Raw genomic sequence first — 21,595 nt, 5'->3', positions numbered from 1 at the left:
ACGAAAACCTCGCTTATGCCTGATATGATAGTTTCCGGCCGCAATCCAGATTCCATCTTCATTCTAGTGGGCAAGCGAGGTTTTTTCAATCTTTATCCATATTATTTTCGTCATTTTTCAACAAAATTTGCGGCAATCCTTGGAGACTTGATCTTAACTCGATTGTACTTTTTCCGCTTCGAGTTCAGGATGTTCGTCAGCCTTCGGCAGAACGTAGGTGAACGTATAACTGCCCGAGCCAAGCTCCACGCGGGTATCCGTCCCTTCTGCCCGGAACGCGCGGATCGCCGTCACCTCTTCCAAAGGCTGCCCCTGCTCCTTTACTGCAGCTTTCGCAGCAAGCGGAAGGAGCACCGTACCCGAAACGTTGGCCGGAATGTGAACCTCCACGATCATTTCGCCATTGTCTTGGCGGTGCCATGCTGACGAAACCGTGCCATACATGGTGTCCACCTTGGCTTTGACCCAATCCAATCCGGGTCCCGGCTGTGGTTCGATATGCACCATGCCGAAGCCGGGGCGATGTTCATCCGGACGTATGCCTGCGACATCACGGTATAACCATTCGCCAATCGCGCCGTACGCATAATGATTGAACGAATTCATGTCCCTGCTCCAAAGGCTGCCATCCTCCCGCATGCCGTCCCAATGCTCCCACACGGTCGTGGCACCTTGCGTCACTTGGAACAGCCAGGATGGATAATCCTTTTGAAATAAAAGGGTATACGCCAAATCGCGGTGACCGGCAGCGCTGAGCACAGGGTTCAGATATGGCGTTCCGACAAAACCGGTGGTCAGATGATTGCCCGCCTCTTCAACCAATTTCACCAATTGATCACCGGCCCGTTTGCGGTGCTCCGGTTCCAGCAGGTCAAAGTGCAAAGCCAATACATGCGCTGTCTGCGTCGGCACGGAAATGCGGCCGGCAGGTGTAACGAATTCGTTGCGGAAAGCTTGGATGATCTGTGCATGCAATTGGTCGAAGTAAACCGCATCCTGATCATACCCCAACACGCTGGCTGCTTTCCTTGTAAGGGAAACCGAGTAGGCATAAAATGCGGTCGCGACATAATCCCGGTCGGTAGCCCCGACATAACTTCCCGGTTTCGAATCAAGGCCAAGCCAGTCCCCGAAGTGAAAGCCCGTATTCCATAAGTAGGGGTTATCACCCTGTGATCGAATGTATTCGATCCATTGCTTCATGCTGTCATATTGTTCGGCGAGCAGTCTCGTATCTCCATACATTTCATAGAGCGTCCACGGACAAATGACCGCTGCATCGCCCCATGCCGCCGACGAATGGGCGCTGTCGCTCCCGGATACGTTGGCGTCAGGCACAAAAAACGGAATGCCCCCGTCCTCATGCTGGTCTGCCCGCAAATCCCGCAGCCATTTCGTGAAAAATGGAGCGGTGTTCATCAGATAAGACGCCGTGCGGATGAACATCTGCGCATCCCCCGTCCAGCCGAGCCGTTCGTCGCGCTGCGGGCAATCGGTCGGCACGTCGAGGAAGTTGCCCTTTTGCCCCCACAAAATGTTGTGGTGCAGCTGGTTGACGAGCGGACTGGAGCAGGCGAATTCGCCCGTGCGTTCCATATTCGAATGAAGCACAACACCTGTAAAATCGTCGATCTGAATCGGTTCGGAGAAACCGATCAGTTTCACGTATCGGAACCCCTGGAACGTAAAATGCGGTTCATACGTTTCAACGCCCCCGCCTTTCAGCGTATATTGAACTTGCTGCTTGGCGGAACGCAAATTTTCCGTATAGAAGTTGCCGGCATGGTCCAGAATCTCCGCATGCAGCAGTTCAACCGTTTGCCCAGGATCACCCTGCACGCTGAACCTCATCCAGCCCACCATGTTTTGTCCCATATCGAGCACACGATCGCCTTCCGGCGTGGTCAGCAGCGCAATCGGCTTCAGCTGCTCCATCGCCGTAACCGGGACGTTCTCCTGCGCAACGATGATGTCTTTGGCATGGTCCAAAATCGCTGCCGGTGACCAGGATGCGCGGGATGCGTCCAGCCAATCGGACTCCAGTCGGGCGTCGTACGTTTCCCCCATATATATGTCCGACATGGCAATGGCGCTGGCGGATGCCATCCAGTCCTTTCCCGACAAGATCCGATCCTCGGAGCCGTCTTCATATCGAATATGCAGTTCCAGCAGCAGCGCGCAATCGTCGCCGAATAATCCCTTTCGGCCGTCCCAGCCCAAATGCCCGCCGTACCATCCGTCTCCGAGAACCGCGCCGATCACGTTTTGCCCGGCCACGAGCATGGACGTAACATCATACACCTGGTACTGCAAACGTTTGTCGTAACTGGTCCAGCCTGGCGTAAAATAATGATCTCCTACCCTGGCACCATTCAGGTGCAGTTCATATAACCCGAGTGCTGTCGCATAAATGGTTGCCCTGACTACCGCTTTTTGCAGTTCGAACACTCTGCGCAAGCGCGGGCAGGAAGGATCATCCTTCAATGCTGCACCGGCCGTGATCCAATCGGCTTGCCATCGGTCTTCCGCATCCATCAGGCCTGTTTCGAAAAAAGCCGGTTCCGACCATTCCGATTCATTGCCCGCACCATCCCAAGCACGAACGCGATAATAGTATCGGGTTCGGGGGACAGGCTTCCAACCGGTCAGCTCCACATGAATGGAACGGTTGGAATGTTGCCGTCCCGAGTCCCACTCGATTCGGTTCATTTCGGGTACGAGGGATAGCTGGATCTGATAAGCTTCCTGGACGACGTTCCGGGCATCGGATTCCAGGTGCCAGCTGATCCGGGGGGACGAAATGTCCAGTCCGATCGGATTTTTCCGATATTCGCAGCGAAGATGATTAACGATGAACATGGTTGCAGCATCCTTTCCGCATGGTCTATTGTAAGGGCTTACGATATAATTATATCGACCCGAACCTGAGAATTACCCGGCAGAACGGACTTTTTCACCCGGCAATCCGGCCACGAAGCAAGGAGGTTTGATCATGAAGCCTGTCATTGAGATATTTAAAGGAGAGTACTTTTTCCGCGACCAGCTGAAATTGTTCGTCAACCGCGTCTCGGAAAATTTTGCAGGTCCCTTCCATGCGCATGATTTCGTGGAATACAGCTATGTTTCCGGGGGACGAGGTTTCCATCATATCGGAAACGAGGTCATTCCGGTGCATCAGGGCATGCTGTTCGTGATTCCGGTCGGCGTTCCGCACGTCTTTCGCCCGGCTACGACCGACGTTTCCAAACATCCGCTCACGATCAGCAACTGCCTGTTCAACGCCGAATTGATCCAGGAATTGGCCGGCATGATTCAGGAACCCGAGATCCTTTCGCACCTGAACGAATTGGAGCAAAACAAGGCCCCTTACGTTTTCATTACAGACCATGGGAGACGGATCGAAGACCTGATGGCCAGGCTGCACCGCGAGTGCTCCGTTCCCGGGATCGGCTCGTCTACCATGCTGTATACGCTTGTCAGCCAACTGGTCGTAACCACCTACCGCTTCATCCATAGGGTGGAGCCGAACGACCCGGTCAAACCGCCGGAGCTCGACCATATCATTCAATATTTGGAGCAGCATCTCGCCGAGAAAACGCGCCTGTCCGATCTGGCACGCCTCTGCAATTGCAGCGACAAACAAATCCAGCGCATGTTCCGCACGCAGACCGGACAAAGCTTCGGCTCATTCCTGCAACATCTGCGCATACAAAAAAGCTGTGAACTGCTGAAGCGTTCACAGCACAAAGTCAGCCTGATTGCCGAACTGGTCGGGTATCGGGATGTCGACTCCTTTTATGCGAATTTCAAAAAAATTACGGGCGATACGCCGCTGGCGTACCGCAAGAAGCATACACCCCATTCCACGCATCATGGTTGAACCGTATTTTAATTGGAGATCGAAGAATCCGGCGCCAACAGGCGATCTACGATTTCCTTTGCGTCTTTCCACGTTTTCATCAGTGGGAACGCATGCTGCTCCCGCTCTCGCACGTTCCAAGGATGAGGAATGCACAGTACCTTTTTGCCCTCAGCGAGCGCAGGAAGCAGGTTGTGCGGCCCGTCATCGATTAACAGATCGAATCCGAGCAAGTTTTTGCGTTTGCAGGTAATGAACTGCTCCGCAGTAATAAACGGCATGTGGCGCTGAAGCCAGTTCCACTTCTCCACCACGGTGGCGGGGTCGGCCGCGGTTACGATAATGACATCGTACGCCTCGTTCAGCTTCTGCATCTCTTCCACGACGTAATCGTCATACAGCTCCAGCTCTTCGAATAATCCCGGCCTGCCATAAAAGATGTCGTGCGTCGAATCCGGATGGCGCAAATGCGTCGTGTCCCACGTTACCATATCTTCATAACGCAGCGGATGCGTCGGAAACTGCAAATTGTTATAATGAATGGCCCGCTTCACCAGATGGCAGATCGTATCGTCCATGTCTACGGCAATAATCGCTTTCTTCATATGTATTCCCCCTACTCGGAAACCAGTATATCACCATCCGTGTCATCATTCCATCCTGTGGCGCGTTACACCAATGCATATTCGATCCCTTACTAAAAAAAGCCCATGCACGCGGCATCATCCGCTGCGCAAGGGCTTTGAACATGTTATTTTACGCTTGGCATACGCTTAGCTCAGGTCTGCACCGTTGGATGCAATCACTTTTTGGTACCAGCCAAAGCTCTTTTTCTTGATTCGGTTCAGCGTGCCTTGTCCCAGATCATCCTGGTCGACGTAGATGACGCCATATCGTTTGGACATTTCGGAAGTCGACGCACTGATAATGTCGATGGCTCCCCAGCTCGTATATCCCATAAGATCGACGCCGTCCATAACGGCTTCTTTCATTTGGGTGATATGTTTTCTGAGGTAGTCGATGCGATAATCGTCCTGGATGGAACCGTCCGGTTCAACCGTATCTTTCGCGCCAAGACCGTTTTCAACGACGAACAGCGGCAATTGATAGCGGTCATAAAGTTCTTTCAGCACGATGCGCAGTCCGATCGGGTCAAGCTGCCAGCCCCACTCGGTGCGTTCGAGGTTCGGGTTTTTGATCGTGCTGTACAGGTTGCCGCCAGTTACGCCATAATCCTCCGGATTTACCGCAGACACCAGGGACGTGTAATAGCTGAACGAAATGAAGTCCACGGTGTGGTCGCGCAAAATTTGCTCGTCGCCTGGTTCCATGACGACGGACACCCCGTTTTCTTCCCAGTAACGGTCCATGAACGCAGGGTAACTTCCGCGCACCTGCACGTCCGTATGCAGCAGGTTCAGCTGGTTGTCGATTTGCGCCTGCAGCACGTCCTCCGGTTTGGATGTAGCCGGATAATGGATCATGCGTGCCAGCATGCAGCCGATTTGGAAATCCGGATTGATTTCCCGTGCCTTCTTCGTAACCAGGCTGCTCGCCACAAACTGGTGGTGGAGGGCTTGGTAGGACGCCTGCATCACGTTGTCCACGCGGTCTTCGATCACGCCGCCTCCTGTAAACGGTTCGATGATCGTTGTGTTGATTTCATTAAATGTCAGCCAGTATCTGACCTTGTCTTTGTAGCGAGTCATCACCGTCTCTGCGTATCTCAAGAAATGGCCGATCACTTCACGACCAACCCAGCCGTTGTACTTAAGCACCAGCCCCATCGGCATTTCATAGTGGGACAGCGTCACCAGCGGTTCGATGCCATGTTTGTTCAGCTCGTCAAACACTTCATCATAGAAGCGCAATCCTTCTTCGTTCGGCTCTTCATCGTAACCGTTCGGGAAAATGCGCGGCCAGTTGATCGACAACCGGAACACCTTGAACCCAAGCTCTGCAAACAAGGCGATGTCCTCTCTGAACCGATGGTAGAAATCGATGCCGTAACGCTTCGGATATCCTTCGGCGCTGTGATGAGCCATCGCTTTCTCCACCTTCGCGCTCGTTACGTGCATCAATTCCCGCAGGTTGGTGTAATCCTTTTTCGCAAAATAAGGAACCATGTCCGCCGTCGAGAAGCCTTTGCCGCCCTCGTCGAATCCCCCTTCTGCCTGATTGGCGGCAATGGCGCCGCCCCACAGAAATCCTTCCGGAAAACCTTGTCGTTTGTTCATCTCGCTCTCTCCCTCTCCTCAGATTTTGGCTTCCAATACTTCTTCGCCGGCAACGATGTCTCCCAGTTTCACAGGAAGTACTTGACTGTAATCGGCTGTATTCGTCACAACCATGGCCGTTGTGATGTCGTATTCTTTCGCGATTTCTTCCAGATCAAACGTCAGCAATTTATCTCCAGCCTTAACGCGCGCACCTGTCGCCACATGCGCTTCGAAATGCTGACCACGCAGTTTCACCGTGTTGATGCCCACATGCATGAGCAGTTCCATGCCGTCATCGCTGCGAACCACGATCGCGTGTTTCGTTTTGAACACGTTCATGATTGTGCCGGTCACCGGAGAAACCAGTTCACCCACGGTTGGCACAAATGCAACGCCTTTACCCATCATTTCATCACCGAACGTTGGATCGTTCACTTCCTTGAGCTCGATGGATTTGCCTGTCAGCGGCGCATAAGCCATCGCATTGCTTGACGGCGCCGGCGCTTCCATGGCATTGACGTCAACCACTTCGGTTGCTTTGGCAGGCGTCGCCGCCGCATTCGGAGCGAATGGGGCAAGCGCCTCAGCGTCGCCTTCCTCTTCTTTGATGCCCAGCAATACGGATGCAATCGTACCCACAACGAACGCAAGGATCATGCCGATCAGAGAGTACCAGAACGTTTGTCCAATCAGGGCAGGAAGACCTGGAAGACCGCCGTTACCGGCCAGAACGTACGCTTTTGCACCAAATGCCAGCGCAAACCCGCCACCGACTGCACTACCGATCATCGCAGCAGCGAACGGACGTTTGAACTTCATGTTCACCCCGTACATCGCCGGTTCCGTAACCCCCATCAAAGCGGTAAAGCTCGTCGACAAGGCTACGGTTTTCAACTTTTTATCTTTTGCACGGAAGAATACGCCCAGTGTGGCACCAGCTTGACCCATGTTGGAGATGTATGTGAGCGGCAGGAATTTATCGAATCCAAGCGTTGCAATGTTGCTCAGGATGATGGGTACAAGCGCATAGTGCATACCCGTCATGATGATCAAGGCCATCGCACCGCCAAGCACAAGACCTGCGATCAATCCGCCTTCATTCAGCAACCAGTTGATGCCGCCCGACAAAGCGCTGCCTACGAATGTTCCCAGTGGCCCGATGGCGATCAGCGTAACCGGAACCATAATGATCAGCGTAACCAGCGGCACCAGCAGCAGCTTCAGCGCAGCCGGGATGACACGGTCCACCCATTTTTCCACATAGGACATAATCCATACGGCCAGCAAAATCGGAATGACCGAAGAAGCATAACTCACCGCTGTTACCGGAATGCCGATAAAGGAAACCGACTCCCCGCTGGACAGCAATGTGCTCATGTCCGGATACATCAGCGCGGTTCCGAGCGCCACGGCGACGAACGGATTGGCACCGAATTTGCGTGCAGCGCTAAACGCAATCAGAAGCGGCAGGTAATGGAACACGCCATCCCCAATGGCCGACAGAATGCGGTACGTGTCCGTTCCGGCAGCCATCCAGCCGAGCGATACGAACAGCGCCAGCAACCCTTTGAGCATACCGGCCGCCGTGATGGCTGGCAGCATTGGTGCAAATACACCCGCGATCGTTTCGAAAATGCTCAGGATCACGTTTTGCTTTTTCTCCGGCTTGGCGGTTTTGTTGTCCTGGCTTTGCTGCAGCGCAGGCTCTTCCTTCACCATGGCGTCGAATACTTTAGACACGTCGTTGCCGATAATGACCTGGAACTGGTCTCCGGAAACGTTCGTACCCATGACTTTGTCCAGGTTTTTGAGCGTTCCGTTGTCCACTTTGTCGTTGTCCTTCAAATCAAAACGAAGACGGGTAACGCAGTGGTACACCGAATTGATGTTGTCTTTTCCCCCAACGGCTTTGACGATGTTTTTTGCCGTTTCCTGATGATTCATCTCGTTTTCCTCCTTCTGTGTCCACAAAAAATACCCGAATGAAACCAACGCTCGCGTGCGTCAGTGATTCATTCGGGTATTGCCTGATTGAACAGTAACAAGCCCATCGTTATTCGCTTTCCTTGGCGGCATCCCGTTTCGTTTTCATCAGGCGTTCCAGATGGAGCGTCAGATACAACTGCTCGGAATGCGTCATGTCGTATTGATAGTTTTTATGGATAAAAGCTTCGATCTTGCGTATGCATTTGAACGTTTCGGGATAGTTCTTGCGAACGACCTCGTACAGGTATTCCTCCGCATCGTCTTGCGACGTATGGGTGATGACCCGTTGGCAGAAATATTTCAAATGCGTGATGAACCGAAAATAGTTGACGCTATCTTCATCCACTTCGACGTTGAAGTGATATTTGATGATGTTCATGATCTCCTGAAGCAGCTGCATCAGGTGAGTCACGTCATTCATGGAATCATTGATCTCCGCATTGATGAAATGCAGCGCGATGTTGCATATTTCCTCCTTCGGGAATTCAATGTCCAATCTCTCGCGCAGCAAGGTGAGTGCCTCGCGGGCCACATCATACTCTGCCTTGTAAAAATGCTGTACCTCCCACGATAACGGATTGCGCGCGATATGTCCCATTTCCATCCGCTGTACGGCAAAATGGATATGATCCGACAGGGACACATAAATGCCGTCACTGATCGTTTTGTTCAGCTGCGTCCGGGCCAAGCTCACAATATCGTCGGTCGCCTGCAATATCTCTACAGGCACCTCGGTGACGATCGACTTGAATTTCTCGTAGATCGATGCATCCTGGAGACGAAAAATTTTTTCGATCCGCTCTTCATCGATCGGGTCGCCCGCTTTGAACTTGAATCCGATACCCCGGCCGAGGATCAGCAGTTCCTGGTTTTTGTCATCGACGGTGCTGACGATATTATTATTAAATATTTGTTTAATGATCATGTCTGGACCCACCACTTTATTTTGAGGATTAAAAAAGGGCAAAACCAAAACAGAAATAATGATAACATCATTTCTATTGTGGTTTTGCCCGCATTACCGGTAACAAGCCTCGGGACTAATGTACCACAAGCTGAAAACGGTGTCAACGAAAAATCGTCTCGAACATGGCATAATCCATGCATCATTCCGGCACCGACGCCGTCGTCATTGTCAATGACATGAGATTATTCCGTATTGTCCGAGTCTGATGATTCCTGCCATAATTATGCCCTGTCGGGACGCAATTATGATTCCGACGCAAAAGGATTAACTTTTTTGTTGCCTGCGTTCTGCAAGTTCCTTCGTAATTTGCTTCTGTTTCTCTTCCGAAATGTCAAACCATAGGATCGATGCGGTAAATAATAGAACAAATGCCGGCAGCACGCCCATTAACAATTTCAAGCCAAAAATGGTCTCGCTGCTTTGTTCGACTCCAGGTACGTACCCCACTACATGCAATGCCCACGCTGCGATAGACCCGGCCAATGCCATGGCCAACGTTTGCACGAAACCTTGAATGGAACCCATCAAACCGTTTACGTTTTTTCCGGTCTTCCATTCGGTATAATCCATGGCAGCAGGCATCATGGAGCCTTGCGCCGGCGTCGATGCGCCCAGGAAAAACGCGGTGATCGCATTCAAGGCCATAAAAATGATAATTCCAGCCTTTGTATCGGGGATAACCATCACCGAAAGCATGCAGATCACGTTTACGACGGAAGCGGCCAGCACATTGATTTTGATGCCAAACCGTCTCGTGATCGGTCCGCTCACCATGACGCCGAGAAACGTGGGCAGTATGCTTACCGCACCGTATATGACCACAAGCCCTTCGTTATTAAAGAAATATTTGAAGTAATGGATCATGATTGCCGTTCGGATTCCGTTGGACAAGTTCAAAGCCAGCACGTAGATGTACAGAACAACGGCCGACCTGTTCGTGAACACTGCTGATATCATTTCTTTCAACGGTGTCTTTTGGCTGTTATTCGGGTTAATGTATCTTTCTTTCAAAGATGTTACCTGGAAAATGGATACCAAAATCCCCACCAATCCGACCAGGCCCATGATCAACGAGAAACCTCTGGCATCATTCCCGTTTCCCAATGCTTTGTAAAGCGGTTGAAAAGCCAATGATGCGAACAATGCACCGAGCATAATGGCGATATAACCGATTTGCCCCATCGAGATCCGGTCATCGATTCTTTTGGTGATCGCGGGACCTACGGCGTTGCTCGGCGCATACTTTATGGAGATCAGGATGCTGTATACCAGGTACGTTGCCGTAACATAGATAACGTTCCCGTTTGCCCCCAACCCAAAGTCCGTAAAGGTCAGCCATCCGAAAATGGCGATCGGTACTCCCAGAATGGCAAAGTATGGCACGTATTTCCCCCACGGCGTGCTCACTTTATCAACAAACACGCCAAATACGGGAACAAGAATAGCATCGATAATCCGTGCTACCAGAAATAAACCTGCCACGTAAGCGGGGCTTATTTCGAGAATGTCCGTATAAAAGAACAGCAAAAACGTGGCAATGATTTGATTGTGCATCGTTCCCGTCATGTTGCCGATCGTGGCTGCCACTTTCTCCCGGAATGAAAGCTTTCGATCTTCTTCCGGCATGCTCGCGACTGGCTGACTCTGAGTGACGTTGACTACTCCCATAATGATGCCCCCTTGAATGTATGCGCTTACCGATTTCTGAACGAGCCAAGAAACGACAAACTTTCTTTCGGAGTTCGGATTTGCGTGGATCGGTCGACGGCGATCAATCCAAAGGTTTGAGCGTAGCCAAGCTGCCACTCGAAATTGTCCAACAAGGACCAATACATGTACCCGATCACATCAATCCCGTCTTCCATACACTTCTGTACGCCAGCTGTGGCCTGTCGGATGAATTCGACGCGTTCGTCGTCTTGATCTGTGGATATGCCATTCTCGGTTACGATGATCGGTCCATCCCAATGTTTGGCCACAAATTGAAGCACGTTCGCCAATGCTTGAGGATAGTTTTCATATCCCATTTTGGTTAACTTCGCGTGGTCCGGCGGCTGGACAACCCCACTTGGTCCATGGATCTTTCTGGAGTAATTTTGAACGCCGATGAAGTCATCGCCTTGGAGAAACGGCAAATAGTTTAAAAAGTCCTCCTGCTGTTCTTGTTCTGCCAGCTGTTCCCCACCGGGTAACGCCTGATGATCGTACAAAGATAACGTGATGCCAACCTTGATCGACGAATTCAATTCCTTGATTACGCTTCTGGCTGCTTGGTGGCATTTCATAATGATCTGTTCGCCTTGCTCCGTCCGTGGGGAGAGAAATGGTTGTACTTTTGTTGGATCCATGCCAAACACCTGTCCCAAACTCGCAAAGTATTTCTCCATGCTGCTTTGCACATCGACGTTTAAACCCACCTGCACATCCGCGGGTGTTGTGGAGTTCGAATCGTTCGCTGCGGCGCCGATCATTCGTTTCATAATTTTGGTGATCTGTTTCCCCATGTTCGCTTCGTTAATCGTACAGATGTAAGGCATCAGTGGCCCCAGCTCTGAAACGACATGCCGGCAATAGTTCTTGAAATGCTCCACCGTTGTTTCGCTCTCCCATCCCCCTTCGGCAATCAGCCATTTGGGAGACGAAAAATGATGCAATGTCACGACAGGATTCACCTTATGTTGATGGCAGCATTCCAGGACCTTCCTGTAATGTTCGATCTCTTCTGCAGCAAACTGCCCTTTAACCGGCTCAATTCTTGCCCATTCGATGGAAAAGCGATACGTATTCAAGCCTGCATCCACCAACATTTGAATGTCTTTTTCGTAAAGATGATAATGGTCCACCGCCTGTAAGGAAGGTTCTTTGTACAACGAGTGCGGCATATGCTCCATCGCCCAGAAATCGCTATGGATATTGTTTCCTTCCACTTGATGCGCGGCCGTAGCCGCACCCAACATAAAATCGCTCCTAAATGGTTTTGTCATCGTCCTCACCTTTCCATCTCAATTTGTTCCCCCGGGGAAGCGTTTTCAATTTCTGACTTGACGCTATGACCATAGTAGCATTCACCCTGGATTTGATATGGTGATTTCGTATGTTTTTTAGTATTATTGTCCTGAATACAGCATGAAATCTCCAGCAGGGAGTTGATCCTGATGACCACATGCATTACCATCGACGCGATGTGCAGCCTCGTTTCCAATACGTTTGAACTGCCTGTTTTCTTTATCAGTCCGAAAGGAAAAGTCATCTATGACAACTTGCGCGGCCAACCGATCAACCCATTGATCGAACGTCGCACCGGAAGTTATTTGAACCCGTTATATTTCGAACCCAGAAGAACATATCGGATTCCTGTTATTACCAAATCGGTATTCTCCGAAAAGTTCATATTAATCAGCTATTTCGATGGCGATCTGTTTGAAGGCACCCTGATTATGGGTCCTACCCTGTCCCACCCCATACCTAATGAAGTATTAACTGGCATTATCAATGATAGGGATGCATTTTTTTATCGCGATCAAGTCGCGCGTTATTATGAACGTTTGCCGATTTTGAGCAATGACAAGCTGAATCATATCAGCGTTTTTATTTATCACTTGTTCAACAAGGAGCTGCTTTCTCCGCAATCCGTCCTGTACGAAGATTTTCAGTTCGATGACTATGAAAAAGCAAAGGGATTCGTGAATCTTGAATTCACCCAGTATTTGCAATCTGCGGATCACAACCAGGTTCGATTGTTCGAAAAAAAGCTTTTGTTCATGATCAAAGAAGGCAGGGTCGAGGACATCGACGAACTGTCCTTCATCAAGGAAGAAGAATCCTCATCCGTCTTGTCGAAATCCAGCTTCCTTCGTTCGAACAAAAACCATATCATTACGCTGATTGCTTTGGTAACGAGAGCTTCTATGGACGGAGGCTTGAACGAGGATACCGCCTTTGCATTACACGACAGGTTTATACAACGGCTCGAGGAATTGGATCGACTGGATGAAATCCGAAGTTTGGCACGCGAAGTCCTGCATACGTTTGCAGAGAAGGTGAAGCAAGCACGGCACGAAAGATATTCGAAAAAAATCATAGCCTGCAAGGAGTACATTCATAAACACATTTATGAAGAAATCCACCATAACGACATCGCCTTGGAGATTGGACTTAGTCCCAAATATTTGTCGGCCCTGTTCAAAAAAGAGGTCGGCATTTCGGTAAGCGAATACATTCAACAAACAAAGATCGAAGAAATCAAACGTTTACTGGCGTACAGCGCCATCTCGATATCCGAATTAGGCTCGCTCTTTCATTTTAATGACCAGAGCTATTTAACCAAAGTATTTAAAAAGATCGTGGGCGTGACCCCGAAACAATATCGCGAAAAACATCATTTGATCGAAAAAGGTTGACCCAACGTAAAAACGAGCCCAATGAATATTGGCTCGTTTTGGTCTGTAAGGCGTATTACAACGCGATCGTGTACTTCCCGCTTCCTGCCGCAAAGATGATATGCCCGTCTTCATAGCGGACATCGGGAAACTCGGCAGACACTCGCTTGATGTCAACCTGCTTGCCCGGAAGCATAACGGTGGCCCTGGAATTCGCAGGAATGCCAAAATCGTAGGTAACGCCTCTTTCCGTCTTCAACCAACCGGATTGGATCACGCCATAGGGAGATTCATACGTTGCAGATGCATGTGTAAGCGTTCCTCCAACCAGCGGTTTTATCGTAAAATGTTTGAAACCCGGCGTTTTCCATTGCGGGCGAATGCCTGCAATGCCTGTAAATAAGAAGTCGCATACCGCTCCATAGGAATAATGGTTCAATGAACCCGTAAGTTCCCCGTCCGGTTTGATTCCCCTCCAGCTTTCCCAAATCGTTGTAGCGCCATGGCTCACGGCATATAACCAGGAGGGATCGGAGGTTTGCTCCAGCAGCCGATAGGCGATTTCGGGATACCCATGATCCGCCAGAACATGAAGGATGAACGGCGTGGACAAAAATCCCGTATTCAAATGATGCTTCTGCGCTACGACCATCTCGGCAAGACGGTCCGCAACCGCTTGTCGTTTGGCTGTATCCGCCAACCCAAACGCCAGCGTCCGGACATTCGGCGCCTGCCGATCGTCCAGAATATGCCCGTTATCCTGAACAAAGTATGCATTGTACACACGCTTGATCTTTTCATATCGACGCTGGTATTCTTCTGCTATCTTGAGCTTTCCGAGTACGGAAGCCATTTCGGCCAGGAGGCGCGTGGAATAGGCGAAATACGCTGTCGCAACATCGGGATGACAGCCTTGGGACTTGCTCATCGCCGCGACCAGATCGTTGAATTCGGAATCGGCTTCGAGCCATTCTCCCCAGTGGAAGCTGGTATCCCAAATGTAATCCGCATCAAGCTCGCCGTCGGTATAGTTCTGATAGGCAGGAGAGTCTTTGAAACGTTCATTGGCTTTCCTGGCGCTGACGGCCATATAATCCACCCATGCCTTAGCCGAATCAAACTGCTTCTCTAGAATGGTTTGGTCTCCGTAACACAGATACAACGTCCATGGAATAATAACCGCCGCATCCCCCCAGCCGGAAGAACCGTCAAGCATGCTTGCCGTTCCTGGCTCTGGCCTGCGTATGGCCATCATGGGGTCTTTATTCTGCTTGGAGAACCTCTCCCATTCCTCTTTGTTGTGATAGCCGATCACGGTAGGTACCGTACTCCCTACGGATCCATTCGAGAATTGTTCGGACGCCAGGTCGGCCAGCCATTTTTCATAAAACGAATGCACGTTCATAAAATTGGCTGCCGTTTTGCAAAATACTTGCGCGTCCCCCGTCCAGCCTGCTCTCTCCCGGGTCGGGCAATCCGTCGGCACTTCCATGAAATTGCTTTTTTGGCTCCAGCGCGAGTTAGAGACCAATTGGTTGATCAAGGGATTGGAACACGTAAATTCACCCGTTTGCTCCATATCCGAATAGATGGCCACTGCCGTAAAATCTTCTGCTTTTACAATGCCTGGATGCTTCTTGACCAGCACGTAGCGAAAACCAAAGATCGAGAAGCGCGGACGATAATGCTCGATACCCTTACCCTTCAAAATGTAGCGAACTTCTTGAAAGTCCTCTAACGGCCCGTGATGGGCCAGGTTTTGCAAGGTAAAGTTCCCGTCTTTATCCAGCGTTTCCCCATGGATGAGTACAACATCGGTACCGGCTTCACCGCAAACCCTCATGTCCACCCAGCCTGCGATGTTTTGTCCAAAGTCCAGCACGGTCTCGCCATTCGGCGTGTGTAATACCGTTGGCGAAAAGGTTTCCTTTTGTCTAACCGGCACGCTGCGGGTCGCAATCAGGCCAGTTAGTTCATCTTTGGCAGCCTGTACTTGCTCCCAGGAAGAATCGTCATATCCGGGTTGGTTCCAGCCTTCCATATCTATTCGGGCATCATAAAGATCGCCAGCCTTCATGTCTGATTTCAGCAGCGGTCCGTATGATGTCTTGAATGTCCCGTCACTGCAAACCCATTCGATCGTTCCGTCCTCATATTGCAGCATCAGTTGTCCCAAAAAAGCCAGCTTGTACCCGAAATTATTTTTCAAGCTTGCCCCGCCGGTAGAACCTCTCCACCAGCCGTCGCCAAGAATAATGCCAAGCGCATTAGCGCCTTCCTGCAGCAAACGAGTCACGTCATAGATCTGATATTGCAATCGCTCATGATAAGATGTAAATCCGGGAGTAAACAGATGGTCCGTACCTTCCGCCCCGTTCAAATAAAAGCTGTATAGTCCTTTTGCCGTCAAACATGCCCTGGCCCGGACAAGTCCCTTCCTTACAATGAATTCCTTGCGAATATAAGGGGCAGGTTTATAGGCATCGATCTGCACTTCCTTTTCCGGTTCAATCCACCAGGCACGCCAGTCACTGGCATGCAGCAGCCCGATTTCAAAGAAGGCGCATTCGCTGAATATGGACTCTTCACCGTGATTGTCCCAGACTTTAACCCTCCAATAGACGCGCTGCAGCGATTCCAGCGGCGGACCTGCATACAAGATGACTTGGGAATGGTCAGATTCTACTCTCCCCGTATCCCAGATCAAATCGTTAAAGTCTTTTGTTCCGGATGCTTGTACATGATATGCGGTTTGCATAACGTTCGTCTCTGAACTGTACACCTTCCAACCTAATCGTGGTGATGCTGCGTCCACGCCCAAAGGATTTTCCAAATATTCCGTTCGCAATGATCCGACTTCAAGCACGTATAATCCCCCCTCAAGTTCACCCCGCCGTATGCTTCTACCATCGAGAAGGATCGCGGTGACTCTCTTAGGATAATAAAAACAGTGCTTTTTTTATGGTACGTGGGGACGCATTTTTGTAATCAGGTATCGGAGCAGCCGAATAACCGAGATCAAATGCCGAATAGCCCTTCAACAAGAAGGGCTGTGACGTTAAATATACGACTCGCGTTATTGCTTGAACGTGACATGAATCTGCACGATTTCGGAGCGGCTGCTTGTACGGATCGGCGGTCCCCAAAATCCATAACCCGACGTGACAATGGAGTGCATGGAGCCTTTCTGCAAATAACCCCAATCGTTCTCGTAAATGGCCTGCGTGATGAACTGGGCCGGGGCAATCTGCCCGCGATGCGTATGGCCGGACACAACCAGATCGATGCCGTTTTGTTCGGCGATATCCAGATCATACGGCTGGTGGTCCAGCATGATGACCGGTTTGCTTTGATCCACGTTTTCCATTAAAGCAGCGACCTCAGCACGATCCGTCTCGGTTCTGTCTTTGCGCCCGATCAAGGTCAATTTGTCATCCAGCATAATTTGCTCATCATATAACACCTTCATGTTGCTTTGTTCCAAGGCTGCAATCAACGCTTCGATCGGACCGTCGAATTTGTCATGATTCCCAAGCGTTGCGTAAACACCGTAGGGTGCCTGGATATCACGAATAATGTCCGCGATCCCGCTTTTCTTGTATAGCTCAAGGTTATCGTCGATCAGGTCGCCAGGGTACAGCACAAGGTCGGGCTTCAGTGCATTAATCTCATTCACCATTCGTTTAGCGTGGCTTGGTCCCGACAGCAGCCCAAAATGGGTATCTGCTGCCATCACGATGTTAAGCGTGTCCAGCCCTTCGACTTTTTTATCGATCTGAATGCTGTACTCCCTCACGACCGGACTATATGCATTGAAAATGCCGTAACCCAGTGTCGACAACAATAAAACAAGCGTCGCCGCGCCGGCCCATTTGTGTGCATGATGCCTGGGTATGCGCGTCAACCGCAGCAGCCAAAGGATGATATGTACAACCGGCAGAATCATCAATAACAATGAGAAGATGGCCAACCAGTATGATCCAATGATGCTCAGAAACGATAAGCTTCCAAACATCCGCGCCAAAATAAATGAACAAGCCAGAAATGCGATGATAACAATATACAGCCAGCGGAAACGTGCGCTCACAACGGGTTTCATCCAGCTCCACCCGCTCCAGCCTATGTAAAATACCAGCAATCCGTATACGAGCAGAAATGCAATACCAGCTACGACAAACATTCTACGACGATCCTCCTCGTTCATATTCAATTTCTAATGATGCCTTTAACCCGTCTGCACCAGTATAACCCAGAAGCCCTGTTCCAGGCATCTTTCCAATGCAAAAAAGCATTCCCGCGTCCGCCGAGAGCCAAGGGCTTTCGCATCGGACACAGGAATGCTTGAACTTTTATGATTGCGTCGTCTAACGATTATTCGCTTGCTTCCATCCAGTTGTGGTGGAATGTGCCTTCTTTGTCCACGCGTTTAAACGTGTGAGCGCCGAAGTAGTCGCGCTGAGCCTGCAGCAGGTTGGCCGGCAGACGCTCTGTGCGATAGCTGTCGTAGTAGGACAGCGCGCTGGAGAAGCCCGGTACCGGAATACCTTGCGTTACCGCTACGGACACCACTTCGCGCCATGCATCCTGGTACGATTCCACGATGTTTTGGAAGTAAGGGTCGAGCAGCAGGTTTTTCAGCTCGGCATTGTTGTCGTACGCTTCCTTGATGTTTTGCAGGAACTGCGAACGGATGATGCAGCCGCCGCGGAAAATCATCGCGATGTTGCCATATTTCAGATCCCAGCCGTACTCGTCGGAAGCTGCGCGCATTTGTGCGAAGCCTTGGGCATAGGATACGATTTTACTTGCGAACAGCGCTTTGCGCACGCTCTCGATGAACGCAGCTTTGTCGCCTGTGAAAGCGGACGCGGACGGGCCGTTCAGGATTTTGCTCGCCGCTACGCGCTCGTCCTTCATGGCAGACAAGAAGCGCGAGAATACGGATTCCGTAATCATGGACAGCGGTACGCCCAGATCCAGCGCGCTTTGGCTTGTCCATTTACCCGTTCCTTTTTGTCCGGCAGCATCCAGGATGACGTCGACCATCGGTTTGCCGGTTTCCGGATCGTATTTGGAGAAGATGTCGGCCGTAATCTCGATCAGGTAGCTGTCGAGTTCGCCTTTGTTCCACTCCGTAAAGATTTCATGCAGCTCTTCGACCGAGACGTTCAGCACGGATTTGAGCAGATGGTAGGCCTCACCGATCAACTGCATATCTCCGTACTCGATGCCGTTGTGCACCATTTTTACATAATGTCCGGCACCGTCTGGTCCGATGTATGTACAGCAAGGATCGTCGCCTACTTTGGCGGAAATCGCCGTCAGAATCGGTTCGACGAGTTTGTAGGCACTTTCCTGTCCGCCCGGCATGATTGCAGGGCCTTTCAGCGCGCCTTCTTCACCGCCGGATACGCCTGTGCCGATGAAGCGAATGCCTTTGTCTTCCAGCTCTTTGCTGCGGCGCTGCGTGTCAGGGAAGTAGGCATTTCCGCCATCGATGATGATGTCGCCTTCGTCCAGATGAGGCAGCAGCTGTTCGATCGTTGCGTCCGTTGCGCTGCCCGCTTGAACCATGATCAAAATTTTGCGCGGGGATTCCAGGGATGCCACGAACTCTTCGATGGAGAACGTGCCTGTCAGGTTTTTGCCTTCCGCTTCTTTCAAGAGGTCATGCGTTTTCTCCGGGGAACGGTTGAATACCGACACCGTAAAGCCTCTGCTTTCAATGTTAAGGGCCAAGTTTTTGCCCATAACCGCAAGTCCGATAACGCCGATCTGTTGTTTGCTCATTATATCCTCCTGATCATTTTAATATTCTAAAGCTTTATTATGGGGCGGAGCGGTGGCGAATCTAACGGCCACCTGCTCCGCGTCATCATCATTATTTCACGGAATTTTTCCAGTCTGCCGCAAATTTTTCCAGACCTTGGTCTGTCAGCGGGTGTTTGGAGATTTGCTCAATGACGGAGAATGGAACCGTCGCAATATGTGCTCCTGCCAACGCTACACGTGTTACGTGATCCGGATGTCTTACGGATGCAGCAATGATTTGTGTATCCAGATTATGCACACGGAACAGTTCGGCTACTTTGCTCACCAACTGCACGCCATCTTCGGAGATGTCGTCGAGACGACCCAAGAATGGGGATACGTACGTTGCGCCAGCACGAGCTGCAAGCAAAGCTTGGTTCACCGTGAAGATCAGTGTTACGTTGGTTTTCACGCCTTTTTTCGTCAGGTAGCGGCATGCTTCCAGACCTGCCAGCGTCATTGGCAATTTGATCGTGATGTTTTTGTCGCTGTTGTTGATTTTGATCAGTTCTTCCGCTTGCGCGATCATTTCTTCTGCTGTTTCTGCATCCGGCGTTACTTCTGCCGATACGGATTCCACTTCAGGAACCAGCTTCAGGATTTCTTCGATGCGGTCCTCGAATTTCACGCCTTCTTTGGCTACGAGAGAAGGATTCGTCGTTACGCCGTTCAGGACGCCGATTTTATATGCTTTTTGAATTTGCTCCACGTTTGCTGTATCGATGAAAAATTTCATGTTGATTCCCTCCACTGGATAGTTTATTTTTTGGATTTGGTACTACTTCAGCATGTTACATATTACATATTACCATTAACCGCCAACGGAACTCCAGAAGCAGCTTGTTTCACCTGTTCTTCAGGCTCGTCAAACCACCAATGATGTCCCTCCTCGGCGAGCAAGGCATCGGACTCTGCCGGGCCATAGCTTCCTGCGGCATAGGTGTGCAGCGGAAGCAGGTTCTCTGCAAATGCGTCCAGAATCGGCTGGACCCATGCCCACGACAATTCAACCTCATCCCAATGCGCAAAGAACGTAGGATCCCCATGCAGCGCATCGCGAATCAGGTTCTCGTAAGCTTCGGCCAGATTTTCCCGATCCGGGGACAAGTCGATATGCACCGGCTTGAATTCGCCTTTGTTTTCCGGATCGCTTGCGTTCAGCTGGAGCGTCATGCTCTCGCCCGGACTCATTTCAATGACAAGCAGATTCGGTTTGGAACCGTTGTTGCTCTCGGAATGAGTCTGACCGGATGGCTCCTTGAATTCGATGACGATGCGCGTGGACTTTTCTTTCATGCGTTTGCCTGTGCGGATATAGAATGGAACCCCGCGCCAGAAGAAATCGTCAATCTGCAGCTTCGCGGCGATAAAGGTATCGTTCATCGTGTTCTCCGCAACGCCCGGCTCATCCTTGTAGCCTTGCACCGGCTTGCCTTGGATGCTGCCCGCCGCATATTGGCCGCGAATGACGCTTGCGCCCACGTTTTGCTTTTGCAGCGGCTCAATCGATTCCATGATGTGCTTTTTCTTCATGCGGACTTTGTCCGAGTCGCTTTTGTTGTAAGGAAGCTGAATCGCCATCATCATGAGCAATTGCAGCATATGGTTCTGGAACATGTCGCGCACGGCGCCCACGTGATCGTAATAAGATGCCCGTTCCTCAACGCCAACCGTCTCGTTCGCCGTAATTTGCACATTGGAAATGTACCGATTGTTCCAAAGCGCCTTCATGATCGGATTGTTCTGGTGCAGCGTCTCCAGGCGCTGTACCATCGGTTTGCCCAAATAGTGGTCAATCCGGTAAATCTCGTCCTCCGTAAACGCCTCGCTCAATTTGCGATTGAGATCCCGCGCCGATTGCAGGTCATGGCCGAACGGCTTCTCGATGACAAGGCGTTTCCAGCCTTGCGTATCGCCAAGACCGCTTTCCTGAATATTTTCGGCTATAGGCTCGAAGAACTCCGGTCCTACCGACAGGTAGAACAGACGATTCGAAGCAGCTCCGCGCTGCGCTTCCCCTTCTTCCACCATGCGAAGCAGCTTTATATAATCTTCCTTATGGCTGATATTCAATACACTGTAACGAAAAGCCTGCACAAAAGATTTTACTTTTTCCGCATCAGGCGCGCGTCTCGAAAATTCCTGCAAGGATTTTTCCACTTGAGACTGGAAAAAATCGTCGCTCCATTCGCGGCGTCCAAGCCCGATCAACGAGAAGGAAGCCGGCAGTTTTTGTTCGATGTATAAATTATACAAAGCAGGATATATTTTTCGCTTGGCCAGATCGCCAGTCGCACCAAACAGTATGATCGTCGTTGGTTCCATCTCCCGTAACTCCTTCCGAATAACTCTGGTTTCTTTGCTGTAGTTCCAC

14 protein-coding genes are annotated in these 21,595 nt (G+C 50.7%); 2 read left to right on the top strand and 12 right to left on the bottom strand.

Annotation, left to right across the window (positions count from 1 at the left end; genetic code table 11):
• Window positions 1–153: 153 nt before the first annotated feature.
• On the bottom strand, window positions 154–2,859 hold the full coding sequence (locus L6H98_RS00430) for a family 78 glycoside hydrolase catalytic domain (protein ID WP_236412028.1): 2,706 nt from the start codon (window positions 2,857–2,859) through the stop codon (window positions 154–156).
• A gap of 133 nt (window positions 2,860–2,992) precedes the next feature.
• Between L6H98_RS00430 and L6H98_RS00425 the strand changes: the two genes are divergently transcribed.
• On the top strand, window positions 2,993–3,880 hold the full coding sequence (locus L6H98_RS00425; protein WP_236412026.1) for an AraC family transcriptional regulator: 888 nt from the start codon (window positions 2,993–2,995) through the stop codon (window positions 3,878–3,880).
• Window positions 3,881–3,888: 8 nt separating this feature from the next.
• Here the strand turns inward: L6H98_RS00425 and L6H98_RS00420 are convergent, their stop codons facing one another.
• The 6 genes from L6H98_RS00420 to L6H98_RS00395 form a co-directional block, all read right to left on the bottom strand.
• Window positions 3,889–4,464 carry a hypothetical protein gene (locus L6H98_RS00420; RefSeq protein WP_236412025.1) on the bottom strand — a complete coding sequence of 192 codons (576 nt, stop codon included), beginning with the start codon at window positions 4,462–4,464 and terminating at the stop codon, window positions 3,889–3,891.
• 168 nt (window positions 4,465–4,632) lie between these two features.
• The gene (ascB, locus tag L6H98_RS00415) at window positions 4,633–6,096 is read right to left on the bottom strand and encodes a 6-phospho-beta-glucosidase (protein WP_236412024.1); all 1,464 of its coding nucleotides are present in this window, start codon (window positions 6,094–6,096) and stop codon (window positions 4,633–4,635) included.
• Between the two features lie 18 nt (window positions 6,097–6,114).
• Complete coding sequence (locus tag L6H98_RS00410; protein WP_236412023.1) at window positions 6,115–8,022, bottom strand: beta-glucoside-specific PTS transporter subunit IIABC; 1,908 nt, start codon at window positions 8,020–8,022, stop codon at window positions 6,115–6,117.
• A 109-nt stretch (window positions 8,023–8,131) separates the two neighbouring features.
• Window positions 8,132–8,989, bottom strand: coding sequence for a BglG family transcription antiterminator LicT (licT, locus tag L6H98_RS00405; protein ID WP_236412022.1), 858 nt, complete (start codon window positions 8,987–8,989; stop codon window positions 8,132–8,134).
• Between the two features lie 306 nt (window positions 8,990–9,295).
• Window positions 9,296–10,699: a glycoside-pentoside-hexuronide (GPH):cation symporter gene (locus L6H98_RS00400; RefSeq protein ID WP_236412014.1), complete on the bottom strand. Its 1,404-nt coding sequence runs from the start codon at window positions 10,697–10,699 to the stop codon at window positions 9,296–9,298.
• Window positions 10,700–10,725: 26 nt separating this feature from the next.
• A complete protein-coding gene (locus L6H98_RS00395) occupies window positions 10,726–12,015 on the bottom strand; it encodes a family 1 glycosylhydrolase (RefSeq protein WP_236412012.1) in 1,290 nt (429 codons plus the stop codon).
• A 171-nt stretch (window positions 12,016–12,186) separates the two neighbouring features.
• On the opposite strand from L6H98_RS00395, the gene L6H98_RS00390 reads away from it, so the two are divergent.
• The gene (locus L6H98_RS00390) at window positions 12,187–13,431 is read left to right on the top strand and encodes an AraC family transcriptional regulator (RefSeq protein WP_236412010.1); all 1,245 of its coding nucleotides are present in this window, start codon (window positions 12,187–12,189) and stop codon (window positions 13,429–13,431) included.
• A gap of 55 nt (window positions 13,432–13,486) precedes the next feature.
• Here L6H98_RS00390 and L6H98_RS00385 read toward each other — a convergent pair whose 3' ends face one another.
• The 5 genes from L6H98_RS00385 to zwf all read right to left on the bottom strand — a co-directional run bounded on the left by L6H98_RS00385 (window position 13,487) and on the right by zwf (window position 21,546).
• Window positions 13,487–16,276, bottom strand: a complete 2,790-nt coding sequence (locus L6H98_RS00385) for a family 78 glycoside hydrolase catalytic domain (RefSeq protein WP_236412009.1) — start codon at window positions 16,274–16,276, stop codon at window positions 13,487–13,489.
• A 210-nt stretch (window positions 16,277–16,486) separates the two neighbouring features.
• A complete protein-coding gene (locus L6H98_RS00380) occupies window positions 16,487–17,590 on the bottom strand; it encodes a metallophosphoesterase (RefSeq protein ID WP_236412008.1) in 1,104 nt (367 codons plus the stop codon).
• 191 nt (window positions 17,591–17,781) lie between these two features.
• Window positions 17,782–19,200: an NADP-dependent phosphogluconate dehydrogenase gene (gene gndA, locus L6H98_RS00375; RefSeq protein WP_236412007.1), complete on the bottom strand. Its 1,419-nt coding sequence runs from the start codon at window positions 19,198–19,200 to the stop codon at window positions 17,782–17,784.
• A gap of 91 nt (window positions 19,201–19,291) precedes the next feature.
• Window positions 19,292–19,957 (bottom strand): fructose-6-phosphate aldolase, encoded by a 666-nt coding sequence (fsa, locus tag L6H98_RS00370; protein ID WP_236412006.1) that lies wholly within the window; start codon window positions 19,955–19,957, stop codon window positions 19,292–19,294.
• A 62-nt stretch (window positions 19,958–20,019) separates the two neighbouring features.
• Window positions 20,020–21,546 (bottom strand): glucose-6-phosphate dehydrogenase, encoded by a 1,527-nt coding sequence (gene zwf / locus L6H98_RS00365; protein WP_236412005.1) that lies wholly within the window; start codon window positions 21,544–21,546, stop codon window positions 20,020–20,022.
• Between the last annotated feature and the right edge of the window lie 49 nt (window positions 21,547–21,595).

The organism is Paenibacillus sp. JJ-223 (genome assembly GCF_927798175.1).
GTDB classification, from domain to species: Bacteria; Bacillota; Bacilli; order Paenibacillales; family Paenibacillaceae; genus Paenibacillus; species Paenibacillus hubeiensis.
This window is presented reverse-complemented; position numbering and strand designations above follow the sequence as displayed.